Raw genomic sequence first — 11,624 nt, 5'->3', positions numbered from 1 at the left:
CGGACCCGCGGGGCACGACCCGCCCGGCGCCCGGCGCGGGGCGCGGGGCGCGGGGCGCGGGGCGCGGGGCGCGGGGCGGATTTGGGGTGCTGCGGGCTAGGGCTCGTCGGTGAAGGCGCGGTGCGGGACCGTCACGACGGGCTCGGGACCCACCGCGTCGGTGTACGGGGCGGGCGAGTCGGCCACGGCGAACTGGGTCCGGTACAGCTCGGCGTACAGGCCACCCGCGGCAACCAGATCGTCGTGGCGGCCGTGCTCGACGATCTTGCCGTCGTCGAGGACCAGGATCTGGTCGGCGTTGCGCACGGTCGAGAGCCGGTGTGCGATGACCAGCGCGGTGCGCCCGCTCAGCGCCACCGACAGCGCGCGCTGGACGGCCGCCTCGGACTCGGAGTCGAGGTGGGCGGTGGCCTCGTCGAGGATGACGATCGACGGGGCCTTGATCAGCAGCCGGGCGATCGCGATGCGCTGCTTCTCGCCACCGGAGAACCGGTAGCCGCGCTCGCCTACCACCGTGTCGAGCCCGTCGGGCAGCGCGCGTACGAGATCTTCGACCTGAGCACCGCGCAGTGCGGCCCACAGCTCCTCGTCGGTGGCCTCCGGCTTGGCGTACCGCAGGTTGTCGGCGATGGTCTCGTGGAAGAGGTGTGAGTCTTGGGTGACGACGCCGATCGTGTCGCGCAGCGAGGCGAGCGTGGCCTCGCGGACGTCGACGCCGCCGACGAGCACCTCGCCGTCGGTGACGTCGTAGATGCGCGACACCAGCATCGAGGTGGTGGACTTGCCGGCGCCCGACGGGCCGACCAGGGCGACCATCTGCCCGGGCTGGACCACGAACGACACGCCCCGCAGCACCGGCTCGGTCACGGTGCGGTCGAGCGTGGCCACCTCTTCGAGCGAGGCGAGCGAGACCTCGGCCGCGGTCGGATACCGGAAGCGCACGTCGCGGAACTCCAGCCGGCCGGCGCCCGCCGGGATGTCGACCGCGTCCGGCTTTTCCGCGATGCTCGGCGCCAGGTCGAGCACCTCGAAGACCCGGTCGAACGAGACGAGCGCGCTCATCACGTCGACCCGGACGTTGGACAGGGCGGTCAGCGGCCCGTACAGCCGGGTGAGCAGCAGCGCCAGCGTGACGACGGTGCCGGCGCTGACCGAGCCGTTGACGGCGAGCCAGCCGCCGAGGCCGTAGGTGAGCGCCTGCGCCAGCGACGCGACGAGCAGCATGGCGACGAAGAAGGTGCGTGAGTACATCGCGGACTGGATGCCGATGTCGCGGACCCGTGCGGCCCGCTCGCCGAACCGTGCCGCCTCGACCTCGGGGCGACCAAAGAGCTTGACCAGCAGCGCGCCGGCCACGCCGAACCGCTCGGTCATCGTGGCGTTCATCTTCGCGTCGAGGTCGTAGCCCTCGCGGGTGATCTCTGCGAGCCGCTTGCCGACGCGGCGCGCCGGGATGATGAACACCGGCAGCATCACCAGTGACAGCGCGGTGATCTGCCACGACAGGGTGAACATGACCGCCGCGGTGAGTACGAGCTGGATCACGTTGCTGACCACGCCGGACAGCGTCGACGTGAACGCCCGCTGGGCGCCGAGGACGTCGTTGTTGAGCCTGCTGACCAGGGCACCGGTCTGGGTGCGGGTGAAGAACTGGAGCGGCATGCGCTGCACGTGGTCGTACACCTGGGTGCGCAGGTCGAGGATGATGCCCTCGCCGATGCGGGCCGAATACCAGCGTTGGGCCAGGGACAGCAGCGCGTCGGCGACCGCGAGGCCGGCGATGAAGAATGCGATCTGGATCACCCTGGTGCCGGCGCCGGCGCCGCCCCCGGTGATCGTGTTGACCACGTCGCCCGCGAGCACCGGCGTGGCAACCCCGATGCCCGCCGAGATGATCACCGTGATCAGGAAGACAACGATGTCGGACCGGTAGGGCCGGGCGAACGCGAGGATGCGCCGTCCGGTGCCCCGTGCCAGCCGGTGGTTGCTGACCTCGTCGCGGGCGCGGATGGACCGCAGCATCCCCCATCCGGCACCGTATGACACCTGCCACCTCCAGCGAGCTCGTCAGGGACCAGTCTGCTCCGCCCCTACGACAAAACTCACCCGGTAAGCACTTTCTTCCCGATCGGGTCCTTACTCTCCCAGCCCCGCGAGATCGCGGAAGCGGCGCACCTGGGCCTCCCGCTCGACTCGGTCCTGCTCCTGGTACGAGCGGTCGGCAGCCCCGGTGAGCAGGGCCTTGAGCTCGACGACCGCGTTGCGCGGGCCGGCGAGCACCGCGGCGACCAGGTCGGCGGTGGCCGAGTCGAGGTCGGATCGGGGCACCACGACATTGGCCAGGCCGATGCGCTCGGCCTCGGCCGCGCCCACGCGCCGGGCCGTCGCGCACACCTCCAGCGCCCGCCCGTACCCGATCAGCTCGACGAGACGTTTGGTGCCGCCCAGATCGGGCACCAGACCGAGAGTCACCTCGGCCATGGACAGTTGTGCGTCGTCGGCGAGTACGCGCATGTCACACGCGAGTGCGAGCTGGAATCCAGCTCCGATCGCGTGGCCCTGCACGGCCGCGATGCTAACGATGTCATGGCGCCGGAGCCAGGTGAATGCCATTTGAAAGCCGTGAATGCGATCGGCGCTTTCCTCAGGCGGAAGCCGCGCGAACTCGGTGAAAGAATTCACCCCTTCGCGCATAGCCACTGAAAGGTCCAGCCCCGCTGAGAAGGCTCGACCCTCGCCGCGCACGACAACGACCCGCACATCGCCGGGCAGGTCTCGCGAGAACTCGCTCAGCGCCAACCACATCTCAGGTGTTTGCGCGTTGAGGACGTCGGGCCGGGACAACGTAACAGTTGCCACCGGCCCGTCGCATTCCAGCCGTACACCGCCACCGGAGGTCATCGGGGGTTCCCGGCGGCGGCACGGTGCCGAACAGCGGAAAGTGCGGTCACGCCTTCTTACGGCGCCGCGCGCCGCCCCGCTGGCGGAGCTGAACGCCGGACTCCGTGAGCACGCGGTGCACGAACCCGTAGGAACGGCCGGTCGACGCAGCCAGGGCGCGAATGCTCTCGCCCGAGGTATACCTCTTGACCAGGTCCTTGGCTAGCGTCTGACGCTCGGCTCCGACGATCCGGCGACCCTTCTCTGTGCTGGTGGCTGTGCCGGTGGCTGCCATGTTGATTCCTCACGTCCCAGACTGTGCGGTTTCATTGCGGTCCCACCTATTAGACCGCCTCGAACGATCATGCGCTAGATATCTTCTGTTCGCCAACCGACACGCACACCCATGTCGGCAACCCGACGGCCGTGAAAATCGTACTCAGTCGCACTCACCGGGATCGCATCCCGCCTACTGAGCATCTTGCGCACCGCACATCTCGTTAAGCGAGTTCGACAAGCTCCAGGAGGTCGTCGCTCCAGGTGTCTTCGTCGCCGTCGGGCAGCAGGATCGCCCGGTCCGGCTTGAGCGCCAGTACCGCACCCGGATCGTGGGTGACCAGCACGATCGCACCGGGGTACCGGGCGATCGCGTCGAGCACCTGCTCGCGACTCACCGGATCGAGGTTATTCGTCGGCTCGTCGAGCAGCAGCACGTTGGCACCCGAGCAGACGAGGGTGGCGAGCGCCAGCCGCGTCTTCTCGCCGCCGGAGAGCACGCCAGCTGGCTTGTCGACGTCGTCACCCGAAAAAAGGAACGCCCCGAGGATCTTGCGCAGGTCGGTGTCGGACTGCTCGTACGCCGCGCTCCTCATGTGCTCCAGCACGGTTCGCTCGATGTCGAGAGTCTCGTGCTCCTGCGCGTAGTACCCGATCCGCAGTCCGTGCCCAGCGCGGACCTCGCCGGTGTCCGGCTCCAGCAGGCCACCCAGCATGCGCAGCAGCGTGGTCTTGCCGGCGCCGTTCAGCCCGAGAATGGCCACCCGCGAACCCCGGTCGACGGCCACGTCGACGTCCGTGAAGATCTCCAGCGACCCGTACGACTTGGACAGCGCGGTCGCGGTGAGCGGCGTCCGTCCGCACGGCGCGGGCGTCGGGAACCGCACCTTCGCGACCTTGTCGCCGGCCCGCTCCTCCTCCAGGCCGGACAGCAGCCGCTCGGCGCGCCGGGCCATGTTCTGCGCTGCGACCGTCTTGGTCGCTTTTGCCCGCATCTTGTCGGCCTGCGCCATGAGGGCGCCGGCCTTCTTCTCGGCGTTCGCGCGCTCGCGACGCCGTCGCCGCTCGTCCGTTTCGCGCTGCTCCAGGTACGCCTTCCAGCCCACGTTGTACATGTCGACGACCGACCGGTTGGCGTCCAGGTACCAGACCTTGTTGACCGCCGCCTCCAGCAGCGACACGTCGTGGCTGATCACGACGAGCCCGCCCTTGTGAGCCGCCATGTAGCCACGCAGCCAGGCGATCGAGTCGGCGTCCAGGTGGTTGGTCGGCTCGTCGAGCAGCAGGATGCCGTGCCCGTCCTCGCCGGCGTCGCGGAACAGGATGCGCGCGAGCTCGATCCGGCGCCGCTGACCACCCGAGAGGGTGCCGATGGTCTGGCTGAGCACCCGATCGGGCAGCCCCAGGTTGGCACAGATTCGCGCGGCTTCCGCCTCAGCGGCGTACCCGCCAAGGGAGGCGAACTGGTCCTCAAGCGTGCCGTACCGGCGAAGAAGGCGCTCGTCTCCGTTGGTGAGGCTGGCCTCGATGCTCTTCATCTCGGCCAGTAGCGCGTCGAGGCCGCGCGCGGACAGCACGCGGTCGCGCGCGGTGACGTCAAGGTCACCCGTACGGGGGTCCTGCGGTAGGTACCCGACAGCGCTGCGGCGGTCGACCTGGCCGGCGTAGGGCATACCCTCACCGGCCAGCACCTTGAGGGTCGTGGTCTTGCCAGCTCCGTTGCGGCCGACCAGGCCGATCCGGTCGCCCGGCTGCACGCGCAGGGTAGTGCCGGACAGCAGGATGCGGGCGCCGGCGCGCAACTCCAGGCCGGTGGCGGTGATCATCGCGGAAAACTCACTCTCGGATCGAAGACTGACTCTTGGGCACGCGGGAGCACCGGCGGGGAGGCTTCACCAGCCGGTGCGGGGGCGGTCAGTCTTCGCACAAGAGCACGGCGGCGATTCTACCCGGCGTGGCGCGGTCACCCAACCGACTAAAGAACAAGATCATCGGGTATCGGTAGTGCCGTGGAACTCAACGAGGATGCCAACGTCGACACCAGCCAGGTCGAAGACCGGCGCGGCGCCGGTGGTGGCGGGCGCGGGATGCCGATCCCGCTACCGAGCGGCAAGGGTGGATGGATCGGTCTCGTGGTGGCCCTTCTGGTCGCCCTGACCGGCGGTGGCCTCGGCCTCAACGCGGTGACCGACGACGGTGGCGGGGGCGACAACACGGCGCTGGAGCAGAAGTGCTCGACCGACAACGCCCTCGACCAGCTCGACTGCCGCAACACGCTGTACGTCAACTCCATCCAGGCGTACTGGCAGACCGCGCTGCCGGAAGCTTTCGGCAAGGCGTACCAGCCGTCGGACACGGTGCTCTTCAGCAACGCCGTGAGCACCGGGTGCGGCTCGGCCGACTCCGGCGTCGGGCCGTTCTACTGCCCGGCGGACGACCACGTGTACATCGACCTGACGTTCTACGAGGTACTGGCGCAGCAGCTCGGCGCGTCCGGCGAGTTCGCCCAGCCGTATGTGCTGGCTCACGAGTACGGCCATCACGTGCAGGACCTGCTAGGCACGGAGGCTCAGGTGCGCCGCCAGCAGCAACGCGATCCCGACAACGCCAACGAGCTGTCGGTGCGCATGGAGCTCCAGGCCGACTGCTACGCGGGCGCGTGGGCCAAGAACGCCGTCGGCACCACCGACGCGAGCGGTCAGAAGATCTTCACGAGCATCACCCAGCAGGACATCCAGGAAGGTCTGGACACGGCGGCGTCGATCGGCGACGACACGATCCAGAAGAAAACCGGCGGCCGGATCGACGAGTCCTCCTTCACCCACGGCACGTCCGCCCAGCGCCAACGCTGGTTCGGCAAGGGGTACGAGTCCGGCGACCCGAAGTCCTGCGACACATTCTCCGGCTCGATCTAACCCCCGCTTCACTCCCCCGCCGCTCCCCCTCTCCCCGCCGATCAAGGGCAATCCCCCTTGATCGGCGGGCCATGCACGCGCCGCTGAGGGCGGCGCAGGCAGCGGGCGGGCGGCGGCTTGAGCACCTCGCGGGACCCGCCGCCAGCGGCACGGCCCTAGGGGGTTGGGTCGCGCACGAGGATGTGGATGGCGCGGGATTGGGTGACCGCCTCCAGGAGGACGGCGTGTCGGGGTTCGGCGACGGGTAGGTGGCGGTCGGCGCGGAGTCGGCCGAGCGGCGCCAGCCTGGGGTCGGACAGGATCGTGTCGATCGTGCGGCGGTCGCCGCCGCACACCAGCGCCGCCAGCGACGACGCCGCTGGCAGGAGCACCCGGACTGCCAGGTCGACGGCCTCGTTGGCGGAGGCCTTGGCCTGGTTGGCGCGGCGGCGGGCGAACCGCTGCTGCGACCAGCCACCCGCGGCCGTGCGGCCCTGCACGTATCGGGTCTCCACCTTGGATGCCACCAGCCGGTCGCCGTCCGCCACGCCCACGGCGACCGCTCCGGCGCGCGCCAGCAGCAGGCCGATCCGGCGGGGAGCCGTAACAGCCGTCAGAAAGCCCGCCAGGTCGACGTCCGGCGCATGCACCGCAGCCGGGGCGGGGGCGCCTGGGGGTGGGTGCAGATCGGCGGTCGTCCCGTCCGGGGCGGTCATGCGGACGGCGTACCCGATGATGATGGACCTCGGCGGACCGTGACGGCTCGCGAAGCCGTCGATCCACTTGGCCAGGCGCGCTGGGTCGACCTCGACCCAGCGCCCGCCGCCCGCCGCAGGTCGCCCACCCATGCGCCGACCGTACGGCATGATCGGAGCATGAGGGCGCCTGCCTCCGCCGCCTTGGAGCGCTTGACCAGCGCGTAAAGCTCTCAGGCAGCTGGGGTGAAGATGACGCCGAGCCTGTCTATCTCGGTGCCGGCCCTGCCGTGGAAGCCGCTGATCTGCCAGCCGGCGGGCGCCGTGTAGGTGACGGTGTCCGATGTGGCTGTGCCGCCGGTCAGGGTGCGACCGGTGCTGGTGACGAACCGGATGTAGAAGATCCTGGTGCGGCCGTTTTTCTGCCCGGCGTTGAGGGTGACCGAGGTGAGCCGCTCCCCCGCCACGAGCGTCAGGCTGCTGGCGGTGCCGCCGGTGCCGCCGTGGCTGTACGCGGTGCCGCCGGCGAGGGTGAGCCCGACCTGGTCGACGCGGGAGCCGGCGCGGATGCCGACCTGGGTGACCCGCTGGCCGACGGGCACGGTGGCGACGTCGGTGTACGGGGTGCCGTGCGGGCCGCCGAACGCGTCGCTGAGCTGGAGGCTGGGGTTGAGGGTCCAGCGGAAGCCGGCCGCGATCGGGTAATGGTCGGAGAGCATCTTGTCGTCGGCGGTGCGGAAGTCGGCGTTTTCGTTGCTGTACCAGTCGAGCGCGAGCGTGACATACCGGTTGCCGCGGTACAGGATCTTGTCGACGACCTCGCAGGCGTTGGTGACGTTGGCGTCGTCGCATACCAGCGCGGCGCTGCCGGCGGCGGGTGGCGTGCCGCCCCGCACGGCCCGCACCCACGCGTCGGTGAGCCCGTTGGCGGAGAGCAGGTCGCGGATGTTGTCGCCGGCCCGCGTGTACCGGGTGTTGGTGTCGCCCATGACGACGACCGCGTTGCCGGCCGAGTTGGCCTGGATGTAGCTGGACAGTTCGCTGATGTTCGCGCGCCGGGCGGCGAGATCGGCGTCGGTGGTGCCGGCGTTGGGGTGCAGGTTGTAGAAGTCGACGTACACGCCCTCGGCGAACCGCACCCGCGACCACGTGAATCCCTTGGGAGTCAGGCAGTCGGTGCCGTTGCAGGAGTCCCAGTCGTCGCGAACGAGGTCGGAGTACGGGTAGTCGGAGAGCGTGTTGAGCCCGTCGCCGAAGCCCGCGCCGCCGCTGGTGGGTGTCCTATATGGATGGTTGTCGTTGGTGTACAGGGCGGCGTGGTAGTTGAAGTCCTCCTGCACGTGCACGACGCCGTACGCCCCGAGGCGCTGGCCGATGGTGGGCGTGTTCGCTGAGGGGTTGCCGCTCGACAGGCCCTCGGGGAGCCCGGCGACGTTGTAGGTGAGCACCGAGAAGGTGCCGGTGGGTGGTGGCGCGGCGGTGGCCGGGGAGGCGACTGACCCGGCGGCCAGCAGGGCGACCACCGCCACCATGCCTCGCGAAATCGACAACATTGCCTCTATCTATCACAGCTCAGATGCGGTTACTATCCGGTACACGAATGTTCCTCACATATTCACAGTCATGAGGACCGCCATGCGTCGATCCGCACTCCTCCACGCCGCCAGCACCCTCGTGCTCGCCGCCTCCACCGGTTTCGTCGTCCTCACCGGCCCGCCCGCGAGCGCCGCCGTCCTGGTGCCCAACGACTACTGCCTGGAGCAATGTGCCGACATCCTGCCGCCAGGACAGAACGGCAACGCGACGCTCGTCGAGATCCTCGGTCACCAGGCGTTCGGCACCCGGCCGGCACACTCCGCCGACCAGCTCGACAAGTACGCGAACCTGGTCTACAACTACGCCGGGCTCAGCGACGAGCAGATCCCCTCGTACTTCAACAACGCCTCGTTCGGCGTGCCCGCCGGCCAGGCGGAGCGGACGTACCAGCCCCGCTCGGACGTCACCGTCGTACGCGACAAGGCCACCGGCACGCCGCACATCACCGGCACCACGCGGGCCGGCACGATGTTCGGTGCCGGGTACGCCGGGGCCGAGGACCGACTGTTCACCATGGACCTGCTGCGGCACGTCGGCCGGGGCACGCTGACGTCGTTCGCCGGCGGAGCCCCCGGCAACCGCTCGCTGGAGCAGAGCGTCTGGCGCAACTCCCCCTACAACGAGGCGGACCTCCAGGCCCAGATCAACGCGCTGCGCGCGGAAGGCGGCCGCTCCGAGCAGCTGTACACCGACGTGCAGAACTACATCGCCGGCGTCAACGCCTACATCAGCGCGTGCATGTCCGGCCGCTACTGCCCCGGCGAGTACGTGCTCACCGGCCACCTCGACTCGATCACCAACGCGGGCGGCCCGGTGCGCTTCACGATGACCGACCTCATCGCGATCGCCGGCGTGGTCGGCGGGCTGTTCGGTGGGGGCGGCGGCGCTGAGATGCAGTCGGCACTCGTGCGGATATCCGCGCGGGCCAAGTACGGCGCCGCTGAGGGTGACGCGGTGTGGCGGGCATTCCGCTCGCAAAACGACCCCGAAACGGTTCTCACGCTCCACAACGGACAGAGCTTCCCGTACGGGTCGGCGGCGGACGACGCGCCCAGTGTGGTGATGCCGGACGCCGGATCCGCTGTGCCCGAGCCGGTCGTGACCGGCCAGACAGGATCCGCCGCCTCTTCGTCCAAGACGGATGGCGCCATGGCGCTCGCCGGACTCACCATCGGAGACGCGCAGCGGGGCATGTCCAACGCCGTCGTCATCTCCGGGGCGCACACCACCAGCGGCAACCCCATCGCCGTCTTCGGACCGCAGACCGGGTACTTCTCACCGCAGCTGCTGATGGCGCAGGAACTGCAAGGACCGGGCATCAGCGCGCGCGGCGTGGCGTTCGCGGGACTCAACCTGTACGTGCTGCTGGGACGCGGCCAGGACTACGCGTGGAGCGCCACGTCGTCCATTCACGACATCACCGACACGTACGCGCTGCCGCTGTGCACGACGGACGGCAGCACGCCGACGGTGGCGAGCAACCGGTACACGTACAACGGGCAGTGCGTGGCGATGGAGGAGCTGTCGCACGTGAACTCGTGGAAGCCCACCACCGCCGACTCGACACCCGCCGGCTCATACAAGCTGGTCGCCTGGCGCACCTCGCTCGGGCTCGTGGCGTGGCGGGGCACCGTCGGCGGCAAGCCGTACGCGTTCACCCACCAGCGCTCGACGTACGGCCGCGAGGCGCACTCGGCGATCGGCTTCCAGATGTTCAACGACCCGTCGGTGATGGGCACAGCCAACGCGTTCATCACCTCGGCGTCCAACGTGGAGTACGCGTTCAACTGGTTCTACGTCAACTCGACACAGTCGGCGTACTTCAATTCCGGCCGCAACCCGATCCGCGCCGCCGGCTCCAACCCGAACCTGCCGATGGCCGCCTCGTACGCCTGGACCGGGTACGCCCCCGTCAGCGCCCATCCACAGTCCATCAACCAGAACTACTACGTCTCCTGGAACAACAAGGCAGCCGCCGACTTCGGCGCCGCCGACGGCAACTTCAGCTTCGGCTCGGTGCACCGCGGCGAGCTGCTGGACACCCCGGTGAAGACCGCGCTGGCCGCCGGGCAGAAATTCGACCGGGCGGGCGTGCTGCGATTGGTGGAGCACGCGGCCACAGTCGACCTACGCGGCATCGAGGTACTGGACGAGCTGATCCGGGTACTTTCGAGTGCTCCCATAACAGACAGCGGGCTCGCCACTGTCGTGAACCAGTTGAGCGCATGGCGGCAGGCGGGCGCCACCCGCAAGGAGACGGCGGCGGGCTCGAAGGTGTATCAGCACGCCACCGCGATCCGCGTCTTCGACGCCTGGTGGCCGCTGCTCGTCAACGGACAGTTCAAGGCCGGGCTCGGCGCCGACCTGTACCAGTCGCTCGTCAACGCGTTGCAGGTCAACGAGTCGCCGTCCGGGCACCAGCGGGGCGACGCGTCGAACCTGCCGTCATCGGCCAACGAGGCGCAGACGCACAAGGGCTCGTCGTTCCAGTATGGCTGGTGGGGGTACGTCGACAAGGACCTGCGGGCGGTGCTCGGCGACCCGGTCAGCGGCGGGCTCGGCCGCACGTACTGCGGCAACGGCAGCCTCTCCGCCTGCCGGACGATGCTGCTCGACACGCTGCGCACGGCCGCCGCGCAGCCGGCCAGCACCGTGTACCCGGGCGACGACCACTGCTCGGCCGGTAACCAATGGTGCGCCGACGCGATCGTCCAGTCGCCGCTCGGCGGCATCACCTCGCCGATCATCGCCTGGCAGAACCGCCCGACGTACCAGCAGGTGGTCTCGTTCCCAGCCGGGCGCGGGCAGGACATCAGCAACCTGGCCGCCGGCCGCACCGTCACAGCGTCCAGTGTGGAGTCGCCGCACGCGACCGCCCGCGCCGTTGACGGCGACCCCGCCAGCCGGTGGGCGAGCGGCCGGAGCGACAACGAGACGCTCACCGTCGACCTGGGGTCCAGCAGGTCGGTGGGGCGCGCGATCCTGCGGTGGGAGGTCGCGTACGCGACCTCGTACCGGATCGACGTGTCGACCGACGGGACGACGTGGCGTTCGGTGTGGTCGACGACGGCCGGCAACGGCGGCACGGACGTGGCGTCGTTCACCCCGACGACGGCGCGGTACGTGCGGATGGCCGGCGTCAAGCGGGCCACGAGCTACGGATACTCCGTGTACGAGCTGGAGGTCTACGCGCGCTAGCGGGTCGGTGGTGCGGCGGCCCCGCCCGGGCGGGCCGCCGGGCGGCCCGGGCTGCCCGGGCCGGCTGGCCCGCGGGGTCGCCGGG

8 protein-coding genes are annotated in these 11,624 nt (G+C 69.7%); 2 read left to right on the top strand and 6 right to left on the bottom strand.

The window, feature by feature from the left end; genetic code table 11:
- Positions 1–96: 96 nt before the first annotated feature.
- The 4 genes from V6V89_RS39995 to V6V89_RS39980 form a co-directional block, all read right to left on the bottom strand.
- Entirely contained in the window at positions 97–2,022 is a 1,926-nt protein-coding gene (locus V6V89_RS39995) for an ABC transporter ATP-binding protein (RefSeq protein WP_334624917.1), read from the bottom strand.
- A 114-nt stretch (positions 2,023–2,136) separates the two neighbouring features.
- A complete protein-coding gene (locus V6V89_RS39990) occupies positions 2,137–2,901 on the bottom strand; it encodes an enoyl-CoA hydratase/isomerase family protein (RefSeq protein WP_334624916.1) in 765 nt (254 codons plus the stop codon).
- Positions 2,902–2,947: 46 nt separating this feature from the next.
- The gene (locus V6V89_RS39985) at positions 2,948–3,175 is read right to left on the bottom strand and encodes a helix-turn-helix domain-containing protein (RefSeq protein ID WP_085066491.1); all 228 of its coding nucleotides are present in this window, start codon (positions 3,173–3,175) and stop codon (positions 2,948–2,950) included.
- Positions 3,176–3,380: 205 nt separating this feature from the next.
- Positions 3,381–4,982, bottom strand: a complete 1,602-nt coding sequence (locus V6V89_RS39980) for an ABC-F family ATP-binding cassette domain-containing protein (protein WP_334624914.1) — start codon at positions 4,980–4,982, stop codon at positions 3,381–3,383.
- Between the two features lie 183 nt (positions 4,983–5,165).
- Between V6V89_RS39980 and ypfJ the strand changes: the two genes are divergently transcribed.
- Positions 5,166–6,071 carry a KPN_02809 family neutral zinc metallopeptidase gene (gene ypfJ / locus V6V89_RS39975; protein WP_334624913.1) on the top strand — a complete coding sequence of 302 codons (906 nt, stop codon included), beginning with the start codon at positions 5,166–5,168 and terminating at the stop codon, positions 6,069–6,071.
- A 155-nt stretch (positions 6,072–6,226) separates the two neighbouring features.
- Here ypfJ and V6V89_RS39970 read toward each other — a convergent pair whose 3' ends face one another.
- Complete coding sequence (locus V6V89_RS39970; RefSeq protein ID WP_334624912.1) at positions 6,227–6,898, bottom strand: acVLRF1 family peptidyl-tRNA hydrolase; 672 nt, start codon at positions 6,896–6,898, stop codon at positions 6,227–6,229.
- Between the two features lie 80 nt (positions 6,899–6,978).
- Positions 6,979–8,298, bottom strand: a complete 1,320-nt coding sequence (locus V6V89_RS39965; protein ID WP_334624911.1) for a jacalin-like lectin — start codon at positions 8,296–8,298, stop codon at positions 6,979–6,981.
- Between the two features lie 70 nt (positions 8,299–8,368).
- On the opposite strand from V6V89_RS39965, the gene V6V89_RS39960 reads away from it, so the two are divergent.
- The gene (locus V6V89_RS39960; protein WP_334624910.1) at positions 8,369–11,539 is read left to right on the top strand and encodes a penicillin acylase family protein; all 3,171 of its coding nucleotides are present in this window, start codon (positions 8,369–8,371) and stop codon (positions 11,537–11,539) included.
- The last annotated feature ends 85 nt before the right edge of the window (positions 11,540–11,624 follow it).

The sequence above is a fragment of the Micromonospora sp. CPCC 206061 genome, from assembly GCF_036906915.1.
Classification (GTDB): Bacteria; Actinomycetota; Actinomycetes; order Mycobacteriales; family Micromonosporaceae; genus Phytohabitans.
The sequence above is the reverse complement of the archived record's forward strand: the minus strand, read 5'-3'. Positions and strand labels throughout refer to the sequence as shown.